The organism is Microbacterium sp. Y-01 (assembly GCF_003856715.1).
In the GTDB taxonomy this organism is placed as follows: Bacteria; Actinomycetota; Actinomycetes; order Actinomycetales; family Microbacteriaceae; genus Microbacterium; species Microbacterium algeriense.
The window spans coordinates 779,424-798,226 of record NZ_CP024170.1 but is presented as its reverse complement, the minus strand read 5'-3'; the positions used below and the strand labels follow the sequence as shown (position 1 = coordinate 798,226).

Genomic DNA, 18,803 nt, shown 5'->3' with positions numbered 1-18,803 from the left:
GCGCGCTCGTCTCAGAGCGTGAGCCGGTAAGCGCGTTCGTCGCCGTAGTGCGTGAACCCCGCTCGAGCCAGGATCGGCGCGGACGTGGAGACCCGTCCTTTCACCAGCGCCGTGCGTGCTCCCCATTCGCCACTCCGTCTCAGCCGTTCGGCGAGGACGGCGCGGTAGGCGCCACGGCCGCGATCCGACTCGAGCGTCGAGGCTCCCCAGAGTCGGACGAAGCCCTCGTCGATCGAGCATCCCGCGGTGCTGACCGCTCGACCGCCGATCCGGCCGAGCACGCGGAACCCCTCTCGCGCCTGCAGAGCAGCGGCCACCTCGGCGAACTCCGTGCGCAGACCCTCTTCATCGAGGGGCTGCTGCTGCCACACCGGGACGTTGACCGCGTCGACCTCGCGGACCTGCTCGAGCGTGCGCACGACCTCGACCGTCACGTCGGCGGAGAGGTCGATGTCGGCACCGTCGACCGGACGCGCGAACACCGCCACGGTGTCGACGTGCTCCGCTCCGCGCCGACGCAGCTCGTCCTCGAGGTCCGGGCGATCGGCGGGGTTCGTCCAGAACGTGAACCGCGCCGCACCCCAGGCCCTCGTGCGCGCCAGGGCATGATCCACGACGGTCGGCGCATCGAGCGCGGAGTCGACCTGCGATGCACGCACACCGCCGCCGAACCTCTCCGGATCCCGCACGAGCAGCAGCTCCTCGCGTTCGTGCACGCTGCCGCGCGGGAACCACACCCAGGCCGCGGCGGCGCGCAGGATCTCTTCCGCGCTGTGCGCGTCCGGGTCGCTGTGTGCGTGGCCGTCAGGCGCCGACATTCTGCGTCTCCTCCGCCCGCGCGACGGCGGACGCGGCGGCGCTCGGCGCGTCGTCCCCCGCACCGACCAGTGTCGCGAAGGCACTCAGGCGGGCGACTCCCTCGGGCGTGTACGGGAGGTCGTCGAGCAGCGCCGGCGAGTGGATCAGGTACGCGACGACCTGCGCGCGGGAGATGGCCACGTTGAGGCGGTTCTGCAGCAGCAGGAACTCCGGACCGCGCGGGGCGTCCCGGCCGCTCGAGGCGGCCAGGGAGGTGATCGAGACGACGGCCTCTTTGCCCTGGAAGTTGTCGACCGTGCCCACGGGGACGTCGGGGAACCCCGCCTCGGAGAGCGCATCGAGCACGAGCTGACGTTGTGCGTTGTACGGCGTGACCACGATGATGTCGCTCGCGGCGAGCGGTCGACGCGAACGGAGCGCGTCGTTGTCCGTGAAGGTGCGTCCGACCAGATCGCGGACCCGCCGGACGACCTCGGCCGCCTCCTCGGCCGACTGCGTGGCATTGCCGCGGTGCCGGAGCGGCACCACGTGCAGGCCGGGATCGATGCCGTCGACCGCTCGGAGGTCGGTGCCTGGCGCGGAGGCGAGCTGTCCCGCGTAGGCGAGCTTCGACACCGGTGCTGCCACGAACGGGTGCATCCGCCAGGAGCGGGCCAGGAAGTAGCCGTACTCCGGCCGCACCACCGGGTCGCCGTCCATGACCCAGCCGAGGGCCGACGTGTCCACCGGCTCCGGGTGAGCCCCCTGGCTCACCTGCGGAAGCTGCTGAGGATCCCCGAGGAGGAGGAGCCGCTTCGCCCCGGCGGCGACGGCGATCGTCGAGGCGAGCGAGAACTGGCCCGCCTCATCGATCACCAGCAGGTCGAGGCCGGCGCGATCGACCCGCTGCGTGTTGCTGAAGTCCCACGCCGTGCCGCCGACGACCGCACCCTCGTCGGCGTGCTCCCCGAGGAATGACGCCATGCCGTTCTTCGGAATCGTCGTGTAGGGAGTCTCGGCATCGGGGTCCTTGGGCGCCTTCGCCACCTGAGCGGGCGGCACCCCGTCGTCGACGACCCGCGCGAGGAGCGTCTCGATGATGGCGTGCGACTGCGCGACCACCCCGATCTTGAATCCGTGCTCAGTGACGAGCCGGGCGATGACCCGCGAGCCCGTGTAGGTCTTGCCGGTTCCGGGAGGACCCTGCACGGCGAGGTAGCTGCGGTCGAGATCGAGGATGCCCCGGACGATCGCATCGATCGCGTCCTCGTCGGCGGAGGGCAGTCCGGCACCGGACACCGTTCGCGGCGGGATGCGGCGCAGGATGTCTGTCGCGGCGTCGTGCGGGAAGCCGGGGGCCGCGTCATGCACAGCGTCGGCCCATTCGTCGATCGCCCCCTGCAGCGAGGCCACGCGAGGTGGCGCCGCGGGGGTGAGCGCGAGCGGAAGCTCGTCCCAGGTCTGTCCCTGCACCGCCGATTCGGTGACCAGGTAGCCGTCGTCGAGCACCTCGGTGACGGTCACGGTATGCGGGACGTGGACCGCGCGCGACGGCACCTCGGTGTCGAACGGAGCGGGGACGCCGTACAGCGCGAAAGGCTGCGACCCCGCGCCGAGAGTGGTGCCCGGCGAGACCTCGCCGCGGATCTCGATGTCGCGAGACATCACCCGACGCCCCTCCCCGATGCTCCACTCCCGACGGACCGTCGACGATGGTGCATCGACGCGGACGACATCACGCGTGCCGTCCCACATCGTCACCGGCTCGCGCAGGCGCTGGAAGTGCGAGACCCAGAAGCTCTTCGACTCCCGGGGGAAGTAGTCGATCGCGGCGGCCGCGAGACGATGGACGAGTCCGTCGCCGCCTGCCTCCCTGTCGCGCTCCGCGTCCGCGAGCAGTGCCACCGACCGCGGTGACGGCTCGTAGATCACCTCGTCGGCGGCATCGGGCGGGGCAGGGGCGACGCCCTTCTCCCGCGCGATGTCGATGAGCCAGTTGCGCAGTCGTCGTGTCGACACGCAGTCGTAGCGGTTGTAGTCGGCGAGGTCCGCGAGCACGGCGTCGGCCTCCGCGTCCTCCCCCGCCGCCGCCAGCTCGCGGGCGGCGACGTACTGCACGATCGAGTCGTCGCCCTTCTGCACGTCGCTGGTGCGCACGTCGGCGCCCATGTAGAGCGGCTCGAGCTTCTTGATCGAGTACGACCGTGATCCGACGCGCACGGTCCTCAGCACGAGCGGATACAGATCGACGAACACGCCCTCGCGCAGCAGTCGGTCGACCTCTCCCTCCCGCACGCCGTGACGCGCGGCCATGGCGACCAGGTGCGAAGTCTCGTACGGGGCGTAGTGGTAGATGTGCATGCCGGGGTGCGCGGCCCGGCGCAGCTTCACGAAGTCGAGGAAGTCCTCCAGCGCCTGCTTCTCGTCCGCGAACGTGTGCGCCCACAGCGCGGAATACTGATCGGCGTTGTCGACCCAGCCGAACAGGTAGTCGATTCCCCACTGGGCCTCACCGTCTGCGGCGGGCTCCGTGTAGAGGGGATCGCCCTCGAAGTCGAAGAAGATGTCGCCGTGGCTGGGCACCGGAAGAGTGTGGATCGCCGGAGCGTAATGCACCTCGTAGGTCGGCACTCCCTCCGCGTCGGCTCGGAGCTGCAGTCGAGCCTGAGCCCGAAGGTTCTCGAATGTGTCGACGTTCATGCCCTCGGGCGGAGTCGACGCGGCAGCCAGGTCATCGATCGTGTCGACACCGGCCGCACGCAGTCGCGCGCGCTGCACCGGGCGCATCCGGGCGACCATCAGCAGATCGCGGTGGGCGATCACCTGCTCTTCGCAGGTGGCGCAGCGTCCGCACGCCACGACCTGCAGGTCGCCACGGTCGTCTCCCCAGGCGAGTGGGGCGCCTGCCCTGCCGTCGGCGATCGCGCGGTCGGCGATGAGCGCGCGCAGTCGCGCTCGACGCACCCGGAACAGCGGGAGCAGGTCGTCCACGTCATGCGTGCTGATCGATCCGTCGCCGAGGATCAGGTCGACCTCATCGGATCTCGGGATGCCCAACCGGTCGAGCTGATCGACGTATGCCGCCAACTGCATGAGCGCCGTGACACGAGCTTTGCGGGCGAGCTTGGAGTCCTGCACCCGCCAGCGGCCATCCACGTCTTTGCGCAGGAAGTCCGCGAACCCGACGAACTCCTCCGTCGCGAAAGCGGCCTGGAACACCACGAGCGCGTCCGAGCGCAGGGCGGCGATGGTCTCTTCGACGGCGGCGGCGAGGGCTGCGGCGTCACTCGATGACACCTTGTCGATGCGGTGCACCCGCTCGTCGCCGAGGTCGGAGAGGTAGCGGGCGAGGACGTTGCGTTCGTGGACATCGCCGAGCTCTGCGGCGCGCTTCAGCGTCGCGTCCTCCGGCTCCTCCACCGCCGGCACCCTGCCCAGCTTCGCGTCGATCGCCCGGCACCAGGCGAACTCGCATTCGGCGGCCGCCTTGAGGTCGCTGGCGCTCCAGATGACGCGCTGCGCCTGAGTGTCGATCCGCACGATGCTCCCGTTCTCTCGGATGCTTCGACACTATCCGCGGCATCCGACACGGGCGAAGCGGCGGCCCGTCTCCTGGGGGGTTGCGGTCAACGCCACCAGGTGTCGTCGGGAGTGACCGGAAGGTGCCGCTTGTGCTCCGTCGCGAGGTACCTCGCCTCGATGAGCCCTGCGACCTCGGGGTCGACGGCCTTGCCCTCGAGGAAGTCATCGATCTGCTCGTAGGTCAGGCCGAGCTCGTCCTCATCCGCCCGGCCCGGCTGACCGTCGAGGAGATCGGCGGTGGGAACCTTGAAGGCGAGGCGGTGCGGCGCGTCGAGGAACTGGAGCAGCGACCGACCCTGCCGCTTGGTGAGGCCGGACAGCGGGAGGATGTCGGCCGCGCCGTCTCCGAACTTCGTGTAGAAGCCTGTCACTGCCTCGGCCGCGTGGTCCGTGCCGATCACGAGCAGGCCGTCGTGGCCGGCGAGCGCGTACTGCGTGACCATGCGCAGCCTGGCCTTGATGTTCCCGCGGTTGAAATCGGTGATGTCACTGGTGACGGCGAACTCGATGTCCTGCTCCACGCCGTCCACGCCGTTCTGGATGTTGACCTCGACGGACGAGTCGGGGGCGATGAACTCGAGGGCCGCTGCCGCGTCGTCCGCATCGTGCTGCACGCGGTACGGCAGACGCACGGCCAGGAACTTCGCCTCGCCGCCCTCCGCACGCACGCGTTCGACCGCGAGCTGCGCGAGACGCCCCGCGAGCGTCGAGTCCTGGCCGCCCGAGATGCCGAGCACGAAGCCCTTGGCCCCGGTCTCGCGGAGGTAGTCGGCGAGGAAGCCGACTCGACGGTCCACTTCGGCTTCGGGGTCGATCTCGGCCTTGACGCCGAGGTCCTCAGAGATCTGCTTCTGCAACGACATGTGATCCTCCGGTCTTGTCCTCGCACCAGTATCCCCCTGATCGCGTTACGAGGGCATGACGCCGCGGCGTTCGCATGCTCCTGCCAGCCACGGCCTGAGAGAATGGGGCAGTGAAACTCCTCGTCGCTGCGCTCGCGTCCGAATTGTCCGCCTTCCCGGAAGAGCTCGAGGGCTTCGACCGGCTCGTCACCGGGCCGGGGAAGCTGCAGGCCACGTACGCGCTCACCCGTGCGCTCGATGCGAAGACCTACGACGAGATCGTGGTGGTCGGAACCGCGGGCGCGATCGATCCGGGGCTCGAGGCGACCGTCCACGAGATCGGCACGGCGTTCCAGCACGACGTCACGGATCTCGACGGCGTCTCCGGCCAGCACGTCTCCCTCCCCGCACGCGTCTCGACCGGGCGCGACGGTGTGCTCATCGCCACGGGCGACCATTTCGTGGAGGATGCGGAGGTCACCGCCGTGATCCGCCCGTCCGGCGCGGCGCTGGTGGACATGGAGACGTACGCCTACATCTGGGTCGCCGAGCAGTTCGGCGTGCCGATCCGGGTCTTCCGCGCCGTGTCGGACCAGGCCGAGGACGGCGCGCTGACCGACTGGCGCGAGGCTGTGGCGCGCTGCAGCGTGCAGTTGCGCGACTTCATCCGCAGCGAATACGGGGTCTGAGCGGCTCGGCCGTCAACGACCGCGTCAGCGGGTCTCGATCAGGCTCGGCCCGTTCGGCAGCGCCCGCACGGTGAGCTGAGCCGGGATCTGCTCCTGCATGGCCTCGACGTGACTGATCACGCCCACCGTGCGGCCGCCTTGGCGCAGCTCGTCGAGGGTGCGCATGGCGACGTCGAGCGTGTCGCCGTCGAGGGACCCGAACCCCTCGTCGATGAAGAGCGTGTCGAGACGGATGCCGCCGGCACGGGCCGTCACCACCTCGGCGAGGCCGAGGGCCAGGGCGAGGGAGGTCAGGAACGTCTCGCCTCCCGACAGCGACTGCGGCGGTCGGGTCTGCCCCGTGAAAGCGTCGAAGACCACGATGCCGAGACCGGATGCCGCGCCGCGCGCGGCGAGGGCGTCCGAGTGCTCCAGCTGGTATCGCCCCGACGACATGTCGTGGAGCCGACGATTGGCCGCTTCCACGATCTCCTCGAGCTCCGCTGCGAGGACGAACGTCTCGAGCGTCATCTTGCGCGTGTTCGCACCCCGACCGGCGATCGTGTCGGCAAGCCCCTGCAGGGTCTCGAACTCGGCGGCGTCATCCGCCGTGCGCGCATGCTCGGCAGCCGCGGATCGGATCAGGTCGGCGAGTCGCTCCGCGTCACCCGCGGAGCGCACCGCCTCGTCGACCGCGTGCTTCCAGCTCGCGCGCGCCTCGGCGGCGGCCAGCTCCGCGGGGGCCACGTCGATCGGCTCCTCCGGCAGCGTCCGCAGTTCCAGGTCGAACAGGATCGCGCGCTCCTTCTCGCGCTGCACCGCATGGTGCGTGATGCGCGCATCGAGGGCTTCCTGCTCGGCCGGCGACCGGAGGGATTCCTCGACCGCGGCGACGACGGGGAAGGCGGTGTCGGCCAGCGCCGCGTCCCGCTCGCTCTCGGTCTCCGCGAGCGCGAGCGTCCGTCTCGCCGTCTCGGCGACCGCCTCGACCACGGCATGAGCGGCCGCGATCTTCGCCGCCGCATCCTCCAGCCGGGCCCCGACGGAGGGGAAATCCCCGCGAGCCTCGGAGATCAGCGTCTGTGCATCTGCGGCGCGCTGGAGGAGCAGCGCGTGGGCTTCGCGCGCCGCGGCCAGCGCGGCGGCCGCCTCCGCCCGCTCCGCCTCGATCTCTCCGGCGCGGACGACGAGCGCGGCCAGACGCGCTTCGAGATCCTTGGCCTCTTCAGCGGCGGCGAGGCTGCGTGCCCGCGCCTCCTCCGCGTCAGCGAGCTCGGCCTCGGCCTGCTCGACGGATCGCTCCTCGGACCGCGCCGTCGCGGCGGCGAGCTCGGCGTGCAGCGCAGCGGACGCGGCGACGAGCTCCCGCTCCTGCTGCGCCGCCGCGTCGCGAGCAGCCTCGGCCTCCTCGATGTCCTCGCCCGAGACCGGATCGGCGTGCGACGCCGGCGCCGGATGCTCCTGCGAACCGCACACCGGGCATGCCGTGTCCGGCGCAAGGCGTGATGCCAGCTCGCCCGCCATGCCGTCCGCGCGCCGCTGACGGAGCTGTGCGAGAACGGTCTGCGCCCTGGCATGGGAGGCAGAGGCCTCGGCGACCTCGGCATCCGCGACGGCCAGCGCCTGCCGGAGACGGTCGGCCTCTCGGGCGGCCGCGCGGCGCGACCGGGCCGTGTCCACCGCTGCCCGGAGATCATCGCCTCGGTCGGCGATACGCCGAGCCTCGTCGCGTTCCGCCGTCAGCGCCGCCGTGGCCTCCGGCAGCGAGGCGCGTTCGCGCTCGCCGGCCGCGACGCGCTCCGCCGCTTCCTCGACAGCGGTCGCTGCTGCCGCCACCGCAGTCGCGAGGGCGGGCTCCTGCTCTTCCAGGTCGCGGGCGCGCTCCCACGCGCCGCTCTCCCGCGTGCGGGCAGCGGCCCATTCCTCCAGGTCGCCGTCGACGGACATCCCGAACGCGTCCCACACGGCACGCGCGGTCCGTTCGTCTTCGACCGCTTTCGCGTGCAGCACGGCGGCGCGCTCCGCCGCCGCGATGGCCGGCCGCAGCGCCTCCGCTGCGCGAGCAGCGGCGAGCTCGGCCCGCGCCTCGGCGATCTGCGGCTCCTCCGAATCCAGCTGCTCGAGAGCGACCCGTGCGCGGTCGCGTTCCTTCTGGGCCTGCCGCTCCTCGCGGGTCTTTGCGAGTGCGGCGTCGGCGGCGGCGGAGCGCTGCTCCGCCTCCGCCTGCTCGGATGCTCGACGCTCCGCGCGGTAGTCGGCACGGGCCTGGGCCCGCCGAAGGGCGTCGAGGCGCTCGTCCGTGGTGAAGACGCGCGTCGCGTTCTTCTCATCTCCGGTCGACTCGTCCTCCGTCCCTTCGCCCCACAGTTCGACGGCGGTGACGAGGCGCTCGGCCTCCTCGACCCGAGCGGCCACGGTCGCCAGCCGCGCGCCGAGCATCTGCTCCGCAGCGCGCCGTCGCTCGTCGAAGCGGGCCTGCACGTCTTCGAACCGCTGAGTGCCGAACAGCCGGCGCAGCAGCACCTGACGATCGCGGCTCCCCGCCAGGAGGAACTCCGAGAAGCGGTTCTGGGCCAGCAGGATCACCTGGAGGAACTGCTCTCGGCTCAGCTGCAGGATCTCGTCGAGCTCGTTGCCGACGTCGACGGCCCTGGCCGCGCGCCCCACCCAGCCCGTCTCGGTCCATTCGTCCAGAGCGACGGCAGGAGCCTGCTTCGTCATGCCTCCCCCGCGCTTCGCCGGACGCAGATACTCCGGAGACCTCGTCACGCGGAACCGGCCCGCCGGCGTGCTGAACTCGACCACGACCTCGGAGATGTCGTCCGGCTCGCAGTGATCGCTGCGCAGGCGCTTCTCTCCCCCGTCGTAGCGCGGGACCCCGCCGTAGAGCCCGAAGCAGACCGCGTCGAGGATGCTCGACTTGCCTGCGCCGGTGCGGCCGGCGATGAGGAAGATCCCGTCGTCGGCGAACGCGTCGAAGTCCACGGTCTGGCGAGACCGGAACGGTCCGAAGCCCTCGATCTCCAGGCGATGCAGGCGCATCTAGACGAGCGCCTCCGCCCGCACGCGCTCGTCGAGCACGGAGCGGATCAGCGCGGCCTCGGTGTCGGTCGCCCCGTTCCCCGCCCGCACGTGCTCGAGGAAGGCTTCTATCCGGTCGGCGTCCGTCACGGCGGTCCGGAGACGCTGCGCGTAGGAACGCTCGCCTGCTTCCGTCGTGACAGCCGGCTGATGCTGCACCATCGCGCAGAACGGGAAGCTCTCGCGCAGTCGTCGCATCGGCTCGGTCTGCGGCACGGCGTCGGTGTAGATCGCACACACCCAGTCGTCCGCGTGCTCGGCGACCATCGCGGGAGCGAGGATCTCGTCGAGAGCACCCGTGAGGGTGACGAGCCGGCGCGGCACGGGGAGTTCGATCCACTCGACGGAGGCGAGGCCGTCGGCATCGAGGTCGACCAGCCACGATCCGCGCGGCTTGTGCTGCTCGCCGAAGCTGTAGTGCAGCGGAGCACCCGCGTAACGCACGCGGTCGCTGAGCTCCTGGCGACCGTGGATGTGACCGAGGGCGACGTAATCGGGGCCGTCGAACACGCTCACCGGAACCACGTCGAGTCCGCCCTGCCGCACCTCGCGCTCGAGTCCCACCGTCGCGTCGACGCCCGCGGTGAAGCAGTGCGCGATCGCCACCGAGCGGCCTTCGTGCTCGCGCATGCCGAGTCGGACCAGTTCCATCGCATGGGCCATGGTCTGCGCCTGCGTGCGGAGCTGACGCCCCGCGCTGTCTCCCTCAGGCCAGTGCTGGCGCACGATCGCGGGCTCGAGGTACGGGATGCCGAAGAAGTGCACGGGGCCGTGCGCGTCGTCGACCGTGACCGGCTGACCGATCGCCAGCGGATCCGTCAGCACATGGATGCCGTCGCGCAGCAGCCGCGACTGGAACCCGAGACGGGCCGCTGAGTCGTGGTTCCCGCTCGTGACGATGACGCGCGCTCCGGTGTCGTGCAGCGAGACGAGGGCGTCGCCGAGCAGCGTGTACGCAGCAGCCGCCGGAGTCGCCGAGTCGAACACGTCGCCGGCGACGATCACGACATCGACGTCATGGCGACGGACCTGCTCCGTGAGCGCCCCGAGGACCTCGGCGAGGGCGTCCATGGTCGAGTTGCCATGGAACGTCCGGCCGATGTGCCAGTCCGAGGTGTGCAGGATGCGCATGTTCACACGGTACGAAGGACCTCGGACATTCCGTCCGAGGCGTGCCGCGGAAGCATGCCACGGCCAGGGAGGAGAAGAGCGGAAGGTCCCCTGACCCTCCCTCGTCGCGACGATCGGCACGCGGTGATGCGAAGTGCGCTGTGCGCGGTCACCTGTGCGGCGTGCGGGGCTGCGCGATGCGGGATCCGGGCTGCCCTCCGCCCGACAGGGCCGGAATTGCCCCTCCGGCAGGGGTTGTGCCCGCTCCGTCGTGACTACCGACTCCCGCTCTCCTCCTCCAGGTCGTTCGACCAGTTCGCCTGCTGGATCCGGTTGTCCAGCTCGCGCAGCTCCTGTGCGACAGCGTCGGCCTGAGCCCGCAGCCGTGCGACGGGGAGCGCCGAGACCTGCCGCAGCTCGGAGCGCATCTGGCGCAGGAACTGGTCGTTCGCGCCCGACGCCGCGGCAGCAGCGTCGGTCAGCACGGAGTGCCGCAGGCGCAGCACGTCGCGCGTCGCCAGCGCGTCGGTCATGGTGCCGTCCGCCCCGAGGTCGAGACGGGCGTTCGTGGCGTTGATCCGCCGGATGAGGTCGCGCAGCTCGGTGAGCGAATCCTCCGCCTCCCGGATCAGCGCGGCGGCGTCCTCGGCCGGCTCCTCGCCCTCCTGGAAGCGGGCGTTCGCGACGATCCGAGCGCGCAGCTGCTCGATGCGACGCTGCAGGTCGGCGCGCGCGGTCAGGGCCTCGGCGAGTCTCATGAGCCCATCCTCGCAGCGAGCGCGGCGTAACAGTGCGTCATACGGGGGATGTCACCGACGTCGCAGCAGTCCGGCATGCTCTGGGTGCGCCGAGAACCAGTCCGCGACGTACCAGCACACGGCGTCGACCTTGCGGTCGCCGCGCTCGATGATGTCGGCCACCGCCCCCTCCACGACCTTCCCGGCGTAGCCGTTGCCCCGGAAAGTCGGGACGGTGAAGGCCCGCGTCAGAGCGATCGTGTGCCCGTCGTCCCGGTAGTCGAGGACGCTCACGAGCTTTCCGTCGCGCATGAGCGTGTACCGCGACGCGTCCTTCTCATCGGTCAGGAGGAAGCCTCCGACAGTGTGCGAGATCGTCATCTCCCCCACGTTACGCCCGCCGGGGCTCACGCGGTCGTTTTGACATGGGCGGTCATGATCGGACATAATCCCCCCATGACCACCAACGCACGCCCTTTGTCCGCCCAGGAGGCGAACGGGACTGCCGGGATGATGATGCCCGGTCGCGTTGGCATGTGTTGCCGAATGTGTCGCTGAACGAACAGCCACCCCGCCTGACCTGACCACTCGTGATCTGCGAGGTCGGCGTCACCGAGCATCCACCCTCTGCTCGCTTCCCGGCTCCGCCGGTCATTCACGCAACGCATCAGAGCCCCTCTCGATCCGGGCTCACGTCCTGAGGACTTCATCATCATGTCGAACACCGCACTTCTCGAGCGTCCCGCCACCGCCGTCCGCACCCAGACCGCCGCCGCTCCCCTGCCCTCCGCAGCAGCAGACCTCCCGGCCGTGCGCTCGCCCCGCGGCTTCGCCCTTTACGTCGGCCTGGACGAGATCAAGGCCGCCGAGGCCGGCGTCAGCCTCCCCCTCCTTGTCGACGCCCTGCGTCGCACGCTCGCCGAACTCGCGCCCGGCGCGGAGACGCACGCCACGGTCGCCCTCGCCCCGCACGGCTCCGGCGGACGTGACCTCGACGTCGTCCGACTGGCGCTGCAGGAGCCGGGCGCGATCGCCCGCACGAAGGCGGCTGCCGAGGAGGACACGGTCGACGAGGAGAGCGGCGTCACCGTCGACATCTCCCGCAAGCGCGTGCTGATCGACGGCGAGTCCGCGGCGTTCACGTACAAGGAGTTCGAGCTCCTGCAGTACCTCGTGCTTCGCGAGGGCCGGACGATCGAGCGCAGCGAGCTCGTCTCCGCCCTCTGGCAGGCGCAGGACGACGAGACCCCCGGAGAGCGGACCATCGACGTGCACGTTCGCCGCCTCCGCGCGAAGCTCGGTCGCTACGAGGACATCGTGCGCACGGTGCGCGGTATCGGCTACCGGTTCGACCGGCACGCCGACGTCGTCATCCGCTACGGCCACGGCACGCCCTCGCCCGACCGCTTCTGACCCTCCGCATCCTCGGAGGCGGTGTCAGGGACGGCGCGTAGGGTGGGCGCATGACCCTCACCGCAGACCCCGCATCGGCCGACGCCGCGGCCGCGGGGGCACCGCGCGAGACGGTCTACCGGCCTCCCCATCCCCTCGACCTCCGGCGCACGGTCGGGATGCTCCGCCGCGGCGGAACCGACCCGACCATGGTCATCGACGGTCCCGTCATCTGGCGCACGATGCGCACGGCGCTCGGCCCCGCCACGCTCGCCCTCCGCATGACGGGAGCGGAGGTCAGGGCCACGGCCTGGGGGCGCGGAGCGGAACTGGCGCTCGACCGCGTGCCCGATCTGTGCGGCGCCCGCGATGACGACGAGGGCTTCGATGCGTCCCGCCATCCGCTCATCGCCGATTCAGCGCGCCGCAACCCCGGCCTCCGCCTCACTCGCGGCGGCGAGGTGTTCGATGCTCTCGCGTGCGCGATCATCGAGCAGAAGGTCACGGGCATGCAGGCCTTCGGCGCCTGGCGCTGGCTCGTGTCCCGATACGGAGAGCGCGCGCCCGGTCCGACCCCTCGCCCCCTGTTCACCGCGCCGTCACCGGAGCAGTGGTTCCGCATCCCGTCCTGGGCCTGGCACCGCGCCGGCGTCGAGCCGCCGCAGTCGCGGACGATCGTTCGTGCCGCCGAGCGCGGCGACCGCATCGCCCGTGCCGTCCATGCGGCGGCGGACGGCGTCGATCGCGACCGGGTGCTCACGAGCCTGCCCGGCGTGGGCGTCTGGACATCGGCCGAGACCCGCATCCGCGCCCTCGGCGACCCGGATGCGGTGAGCGTCGGCGACTACCACCTGGCGCACGAAGTCGGCTACGCCCTGACGGGCAAGCGCACCGACGACACGGGGATGATCGAGCTCCTGGCCCCGTGGGCAGGTCACCGGCAGCGGGTCGTCCGCCTCATCTTCGCCAGCGGCGTGCAGGAGCCGCGCCGCGGTCCCCGGCTCGCCCCGGAGGACCATCGCGACCGCTGACGCCGCCGCCTATGCTGGGGCCATGTCCCGTACCGCGCTGCGCATCTCCGTCACCGTCGGCCTGCTCGTCGTCGGCGTCGTGATCGGGCTCATCTTCCAGAACGTGCGGCTCGGCGTGCTCCTCGCTGCGATCGTGTGGTTCGGATGGTTCCTCGGCTACGAGTCGCGCCGCGGCCACAACGCCGGCGTCAACGACGAGGATCACGGCGTCGAGCTCTGAGCCTGTCGCCCCTGGGTCCCTGAGCCTGTCGAAGGGCCCTGAGCCCGCCGCCCCTGGGTCCCTGAGCCTGTCGAAGGGGCCCTGAGCCTGTCCCCCTGGGTCCCTGAGCCTGTCGAAGGGCCCCTGAGCCTGTCCCCCCTGGGTCCCTGAGCCTGTCGAAGGGCTGCCCCACCCCGGGACCGCCGGCATCAGTAGTAGACGGCGAGCGGGCCCGATGGACCGTCGACCACGCGCACGGGGGTGTCGAACACCCGCGTGAGCACGTCGTCGGTCATGATCGCCTCCGGGGCTCCGAACTCCACGACAGCGCCGTCTTTCATGGCGCAGATGTGGTCGGCGTAGTGACCCGCGAAGTTGATGTCGTGCAGGACGATGACGATCGTGCGTCCGAGTTCCTCCGCCGCGCGCCGCAGGTGCTTCATCATCTGCACGGCGTGCCGCATGTCGAGATTGTTCAGCGGCTCGTCGAGCAGCACGAACTCGGTGTCCTGCGCGAGGACCATCGCGACGTACGCCCGCTGCCGCTGCCCGCCGGACAGCTCGTCGAGGTACCGGCCCTCCAGAGCGCCCAGATCGAGGAAGTCGATCGCGCTGCTGATGATCTCCTCGTCGGCCCTGGTCAGGCGTCCCTTCGAATGCGGAAAACGCCCGAACCCGACCAGCTGGCGCACGGTCAGCCGGGTGACGAAGTGGTTCTCCTGACGGAGGATCGAGACGACCTTCGCCAGATCCTTCGACTTGGTGGAGGCCACGTCCAGACCGGCGATCTCGATCGCCCCGGCATCCATGCCGTTGAGGCGTCCGATCATCGTCAGGAGCGTCGACTTGCCGGCGCCGTTGGGACCGATGAGCGCGGTGATCCCGCCGGCGGGGATCTGGAGGTCGACGGGGCCGATCCCGACCTCGCTGCTGTAGTCACGGCGGACGCCGTCGAGAGCGATCACAGCCTGCCCTTTCTGAGGATGACGATGAGGAAGACGGTGCCGCCGACCAGCTCGATCAGGATCGACACCATGCCCTGCGCGTAGAACACGTTCTTCATGAGGAAGTAGGCGCCGGCGAGGATCGTGAATGCGGTCAGCACCGCCACGGGGAAGATCAGCCGGTGATCGTGCGTGTCGGCGAACTGGTACGCCAGCGTCGCGACGAGGAATCCGAGGAACGTCATCGGCCCGACCAGCGCGGTCGACGTCGCCATCAGCACGGCGACCAGGAACAGCACGATGAACAGCTCCCGTCGGTGATCCAGCCCGAGCGAGCGGGCGGCGTCGGGGCCGAGCGCCATGAGGTTGAGCCGCCGGGAGCGGAGCCACAGCAATGCCGCGGCGCCGACGACGAGCGGGACCGCCAGGGGCAGGTACGACGGATCGGCGTTGGACACGTTGCCGAACAGCCGCGCCGCGAGCACGTCGAACTCGCTGGGGGTGAGCAGGCGCTGCATGAACGTCGCGACGGCTCCCAGTCCGCCGCCGATCACGATCCCCACCAGCAGCATGATCTGCAGGTTGCCGTAGCGTCCGGACAGCAGCCAGCCGTAGAGCGCCACGGCGAGCCCCACCATGATGGCGACCTGGATCGCGAACTGTCCGACGCCTTGGATCGCCACGAGTCCTGCCACGCCGAACAGGTACACGGTCGATGTCTGCACGACGCGGTAGAGCGACTCGAACCCCATGATCGAGGGAGTGATGATGCGGTTGTTCGTGACCGTCTGGAAGCTCACCGTGGCGATGGCCTGAGCGACCGCGACGAGGGCCATGACCGTGACGTCGGTCGCCCGGTGCTGCGCGATGCGCCAGAATCCGGGGGTGCCGGCCGGCATCGGGTTGCCCCACGCGAGGAGTCCGAAGCCGGAACCGAGGGCCAGCACGGTCAGGATGCCGAGCACGATCAGGTAGCGCCGGCGGGCACGCGGAGTCGTGAACGAACCGGCCGAGCGCACGCGATCGCCCCGGGTCGCCTTCGTGAGCACCCCGCTAGCCACGTCGACGCTGCCTGAGCAGGAGGAGGACGAACACGACGGCGCCGACGACGCCGAGGATCAGCGACACGGGGACCTCGAAGGGCATGATGATCGTGCGCCCGATGATGTCGCAGACCGTGACGATAGCGATCCCGAGCAGGCACACCCAGGGCAGATTGCTGCGGAGGTCGTCGCCGCGCACCATCGAGACGATGTTCGGCACGATCAGCCCCAGGAAGGGCAGGTTGCCGACGACGACGGTGACGACACCGGTGGTGACCGCGATCAGGACGGTCCCGAGCAGGATGATGCGGTTGTAGTTCACGCCGACGTTCGTGGCGATCTCCTCGCCGAGCCCGGCGATCGTCAGCCGGTCCGCGACGATGAACACGATCACGCCGATGATCGCGACGATCCAGAGCATCTCGTACTGTCCGCGCATCACCGAGGTGAAGCTGCCCGCGAACCAGACGCCGATGATCTGCAGCGAGTTCGTGGCGAGCGCCAGGTACGTCGAGACCGCACCGACCACGGCGCCGAGCATGATGCCCACGATCGGGACGATGAGCGAGGACTTGAGCGCGACGCGGCGGAGGAAGGCGAAGAACACCATCGTGCCGATGAAGGCCGCGAGCACGGCTCCGGCCATGCGCAGCGGAAGGGACGGCTGCGGCACGAGGATCATGACGGCGAGCAGGCCGAGACCGGCCCACTCCGTCGTGCCGGTCGTGGTCGGCTCGACGAAGCGGTTCTGGGTGAGCAGCTGCATCACGAGGCCCGCCATCGCCATCGAGGCCCCGGCCAGCACCAGTGCGATCGTGCGCGGAACCCGCGTGATCTGGAACATCTGGGCGCCGTCGTCCGCGCCGGCGATGTCGTAGACGCCGGTGAAGAGCGAGATGACGAGGAGGACGGCGACGACGAGCACACCGATGAGCAGCTTGACGTCGAAGAGCCGCCCGGCGGAGCGGGGCGGCGAGGTCAGGTGGGTCGTGGTCATGATGACGGGGCGGCGGCATCCGGGGCGCCCCGGATGCCGCCGCGGAACCTCAGTTCTTCGCGCTCTGCTCGAGAGCGTCGGCGAAGTCGTTCAGGAACGTCGTGTAGGTCTGGATGCCTTCGTTCAGGTAGGTGTCGGTGGGCATGTACACGATCTGCTTCTCCTTCACCGCGGTGACGCCCGCCAGAGCCTCGGAGCTCTCGAGGATCTCCGCCGCCTGCACGTAATCCGGGGTCTCAGCGGCGAACACGGCGTCGCGATCGAGCACGAGGATCCAGTCGGGATTCGAGGACGCGATGGCCTCGACGGAGATCTCGTCGCCCTGGTGGTCGTCGCTCGCGTCGTCGACCTCGAGCGCGGGAGTGAGGCCGAGGATGTCGTAGATCGGGCCGAGCGAGCGGCCGACGGTCGGGGCGAGGTAGCCGATCTCCCCGCCGGACGTGTTCACGGCCATGACGGTGTCCGCGTCGTCGTAGGCGGCCTTGGCGCGCTCGACGGCGGCGTCGAAGTCGTCGACCAGCTTCTGCGCCTCGTCCTGCTTGCCGAAGATCTCTCCCAGGACCGTGACCTGTCGCTTGAGCTCCGCGTCGAACGGCTCGCCGTCGCGGGGGTCGAGGTCGATGATCGTGGCCTCGGGCACGAGGTCGGCGATGGCGGCGTTGTGCTGCGTGAAGCGCTGACCGCTGATGATGAGATCGGGCTCGACGGCGACGACCGCCTCGAGGTTCGGCTCCGTGTGCAGACCGATGTCGACGATCTCGTCGTCCTTCGCATACGCCACCGTCTCCGGCATGAGCGCGACGGCCGCGGCGGAGAGCTCGACGCCCCAGTCCGAGAGCGTCTGGAACGTGCGGTTGTCGAGGGCGACGACGGAACTCGGAGGAGTCGGGATCTCGTGCGTGCCGGTGTTGTCCTCGATCGTGACGGAGTCGGCCGAGGATTCGGTCTCCTCCGGTTCCGCCGTGCTGCCGGATGCGCAGCCGGCGAGGGCGAGAAGTCCGACGAGCGCGACGCTCGTGGCGGTGAGGGTTCTGGGCACGGACATGGAGAGACTCCTGTTCTGCGGGATCGTCGCGCACACGAGGGGCGCCGGTATGGCCGAGGTTAGGGTCACCTGACCTCGGCTCAATTAGGTTAGCCTTACTTCATGAGCGATACGAAATCCGGTTTCTCGATCGAGCGTCGCGGCCTCGAGCTGCGCTTCCGCAACGTCACGCTGAGCGCCAGGGAATGGCTCGCTCCGGACTTCGTGCGCGTGCGCCTCACCGGCAGCGACCTGGCCGGGTTCGAGTCCCTCGGATCCGACGACCACATGCGGCTGTTCTTCCCGGCGGGTCCCGTCGGTTCCGTCGAGGAGCTGCGCGCCTCGCCCAGCCGGGAGTACACGCCCTTGGCGTGGGGCGAGGACTGGCTCGACGTCGAGTTCGCGGTGCACGGCGACCAGGGTGTCGCGGCTCCCTGGGCGGCGAACGCCCCGATCGGCTCGACCATCGGAGTCGGCGGCCCCCGTGGCTCCGCGGTGCTCGAAGGACAGCCCGGGTCGTGGCTGCTCGTCGGCGACGAGACCGCCATCCCCGCGATCCGTCGCTTCGCCACGCTGATCCCGAAGGGCACGCCGGCGCGGATCGTGATCGAGACCGTCGACGCGGCACACCAGGTCGAGATCGAGGCGCCCGTCACGATCGAGTGGCTGCACCGGGGCCAGGCGACCGCCGGCTCGGCACTGAGCGCCTTCCTCGAGGCCCTGACCCCCGGCGACGTCCCGGGCGACGACCCGTTCGTCTTCATCGCCGCCGAGCAGTCGATCGTCAAGCCGGGCCGAGCGCTCTTGCAGCGATGGGCCGTCGACACCGCGAACGCCGTCGTGAAGGGGTACTGGAAGCGCGGCGAAGCCGAGTACCACGCGCCGCACTGACAACGCGCGCCGACGCTGACAGACTGGGCGCATGGCACTTCTCGACCATCTGGGCATCACCGTCGACGACCTGGAACGCGGCCGCGCGCAGTTCCACCCCGTGCTGACCGCTCTCGGCTATCAGAGCGGCGGAGAGGACGACCACTCGATCTCCTGGCACCACGGCGAGGAGACCGAGATCATCCTCTACACGTGGGACGAGGAATCCGGCCCGCACCGGCACGGCCGCGTCGGCTGGCAGCACATGGCCTTCGGGGTGCCGTCGCGCGCCGAGGTCGACCGGCTGCACGCGCTCGCCCTCGACGCCGGCTGGACAGCCGTGCGCGAACCCAAGGAGTATCCGCGGTACAGCGACCGCTACTACGCCTCATTCGTGGAGGACGCCGACGGCATCCGCATCGAGTTCATGTACAACCCTCCGCGCGAGAGCACTTGACGCCCGGGCGTGTCGCGCCCTAGGGTGG

17 protein-coding genes are annotated in these 18,803 nt (G+C 70.3%); 6 read left to right on the top strand and 11 right to left on the bottom strand.

Annotation, left to right across the window (positions count from 1 at the left end; all coding sequences use genetic code 11):
- Nucleotides 1–11: 11 nt before the first annotated feature.
- The 3 genes from CSX12_RS03650 to nadE all read right to left on the bottom strand — a co-directional run bounded on the left by CSX12_RS03650 (nucleotide 12) and on the right by nadE (nucleotide 5,243).
- Nucleotides 12–818, bottom strand: a complete 807-nt coding sequence (locus CSX12_RS03650) for a hypothetical protein (protein ID WP_124894891.1) — start codon at nucleotides 816–818, stop codon at nucleotides 12–14.
- Complete coding sequence (locus CSX12_RS03645) at nucleotides 805–4,338, bottom strand: bifunctional RecB family nuclease/DEAD/DEAH box helicase (protein WP_124894890.1); 3,534 nt, start codon at nucleotides 4,336–4,338, stop codon at nucleotides 805–807. The genes CSX12_RS03650 and CSX12_RS03645 overlap by 14 nt, the downstream gene beginning before the upstream one ends.
- Nucleotides 4,339–4,424: 86 nt before the next feature.
- Nucleotides 4,425–5,243, bottom strand: a complete 819-nt coding sequence (nadE, locus tag CSX12_RS03640) for an ammonia-dependent NAD(+) synthetase (protein ID WP_017204609.1) — start codon at nucleotides 5,241–5,243, stop codon at nucleotides 4,425–4,427.
- A 110-nt stretch (nucleotides 5,244–5,353) separates the two neighbouring features.
- Between nadE and CSX12_RS03635 the strand changes: the two genes are divergently transcribed.
- Nucleotides 5,354–5,911 (top strand): hypothetical protein, encoded by a 558-nt coding sequence (locus CSX12_RS03635; protein WP_017204608.1) that lies wholly within the window; start codon nucleotides 5,354–5,356, stop codon nucleotides 5,909–5,911.
- Nucleotides 5,912–5,935: 24 nt separating this feature from the next.
- On the opposite strand, the gene CSX12_RS03630 is transcribed toward CSX12_RS03635, so the two are convergent.
- The 4 genes from CSX12_RS03630 to CSX12_RS03615 all read right to left on the bottom strand — a co-directional run bounded on the left by CSX12_RS03630 (nucleotide 5,936) and on the right by CSX12_RS03615 (nucleotide 11,199).
- Nucleotides 5,936–8,932 (bottom strand): SMC family ATPase, encoded by a 2,997-nt coding sequence (locus CSX12_RS03630; protein WP_124894889.1) that lies wholly within the window; start codon nucleotides 8,930–8,932, stop codon nucleotides 5,936–5,938.
- Nucleotides 8,933–10,102, bottom strand: coding sequence for an exonuclease SbcCD subunit D (locus CSX12_RS03625; RefSeq protein WP_124894888.1), 1,170 nt, complete (start codon nucleotides 10,100–10,102; stop codon nucleotides 8,933–8,935). It abuts the gene before it with no gap.
- 254 nt (nucleotides 10,103–10,356) lie between these two features.
- Nucleotides 10,357–10,839 carry a DIP1984 family protein gene (locus CSX12_RS03620; RefSeq protein ID WP_017204605.1) on the bottom strand — a complete coding sequence of 161 codons (483 nt, stop codon included), beginning with the start codon at nucleotides 10,837–10,839 and terminating at the stop codon, nucleotides 10,357–10,359.
- Between the two features lie 51 nt (nucleotides 10,840–10,890).
- Nucleotides 10,891–11,199 carry a GNAT family N-acetyltransferase gene (locus CSX12_RS03615; protein WP_017204604.1) on the bottom strand — a complete coding sequence of 103 codons (309 nt, stop codon included), beginning with the start codon at nucleotides 11,197–11,199 and terminating at the stop codon, nucleotides 10,891–10,893.
- Nucleotides 11,200–11,532: 333 nt separating this feature from the next.
- Between CSX12_RS03615 and CSX12_RS03610 the strand changes: the two genes are divergently transcribed.
- From CSX12_RS03610 to CSX12_RS03600, 3 genes are read left to right on the top strand one after another with little or no spacing between them, the layout of a single operon-like run.
- Nucleotides 11,533–12,231, top strand: a complete 699-nt coding sequence (locus CSX12_RS03610) for a winged helix-turn-helix domain-containing protein (protein WP_124894887.1) — start codon at nucleotides 11,533–11,535, stop codon at nucleotides 12,229–12,231.
- Nucleotides 12,232–12,281: 50 nt separating this feature from the next.
- On the top strand, nucleotides 12,282–13,241 hold the full coding sequence (locus CSX12_RS03605) for a DNA-3-methyladenine glycosylase 2 family protein (protein ID WP_124894886.1): 960 nt from the start codon (nucleotides 12,282–12,284) through the stop codon (nucleotides 13,239–13,241).
- Nucleotides 13,242–13,263: 22 nt separating this feature from the next.
- Nucleotides 13,264–13,461, top strand: coding sequence for a hypothetical protein (locus CSX12_RS03600; protein WP_124894885.1), 198 nt, complete (start codon nucleotides 13,264–13,266; stop codon nucleotides 13,459–13,461).
- Nucleotides 13,462–13,649: 188 nt separating this feature from the next.
- On the opposite strand, the gene CSX12_RS03595 is transcribed toward CSX12_RS03600, so the two are convergent.
- The 4 genes from CSX12_RS03595 to CSX12_RS03580 are packed head-to-tail and all read right to left on the bottom strand — an operon-like array spanning nucleotide 13,650 to nucleotide 17,469.
- Nucleotides 13,650–14,405, bottom strand: coding sequence for an ATP-binding cassette domain-containing protein (locus CSX12_RS03595; protein WP_124894884.1), 756 nt, complete (start codon nucleotides 14,403–14,405; stop codon nucleotides 13,650–13,652).
- The gene (locus CSX12_RS03590; RefSeq protein ID WP_241160557.1) at nucleotides 14,402–15,445 is read right to left on the bottom strand and encodes an iron chelate uptake ABC transporter family permease subunit; all 1,044 of its coding nucleotides are present in this window, start codon (nucleotides 15,443–15,445) and stop codon (nucleotides 14,402–14,404) included. The genes CSX12_RS03595 and CSX12_RS03590 overlap by 4 nt, the downstream gene beginning before the upstream one ends.
- Complete coding sequence (locus CSX12_RS03585; RefSeq protein WP_026050005.1) at nucleotides 15,438–16,424, bottom strand: iron chelate uptake ABC transporter family permease subunit; 987 nt, start codon at nucleotides 16,422–16,424, stop codon at nucleotides 15,438–15,440. The genes CSX12_RS03590 and CSX12_RS03585 overlap by 8 nt, the downstream gene beginning before the upstream one ends.
- A gap of 49 nt (nucleotides 16,425–16,473) precedes the next feature.
- The gene (locus CSX12_RS03580; protein ID WP_124894883.1) at nucleotides 16,474–17,469 is read right to left on the bottom strand and encodes an ABC transporter substrate-binding protein; all 996 of its coding nucleotides are present in this window, start codon (nucleotides 17,467–17,469) and stop codon (nucleotides 16,474–16,476) included.
- A gap of 102 nt (nucleotides 17,470–17,571) precedes the next feature.
- On the opposite strand from CSX12_RS03580, the gene CSX12_RS03575 reads away from it, so the two are divergent.
- Both CSX12_RS03575 and CSX12_RS03570 read left to right on the top strand, forming a co-directional pair.
- Entirely contained in the window at nucleotides 17,572–18,339 is a 768-nt protein-coding gene (locus tag CSX12_RS03575) for a siderophore-interacting protein (RefSeq protein ID WP_124894882.1), read from the top strand.
- Nucleotides 18,340–18,370: 31 nt separating this feature from the next.
- Nucleotides 18,371–18,775 (top strand): VOC family protein, encoded by a 405-nt coding sequence (locus tag CSX12_RS03570; protein WP_017204595.1) that lies wholly within the window; start codon nucleotides 18,371–18,373, stop codon nucleotides 18,773–18,775.
- The last annotated feature ends 28 nt before the right edge of the window (nucleotides 18,776–18,803 follow it).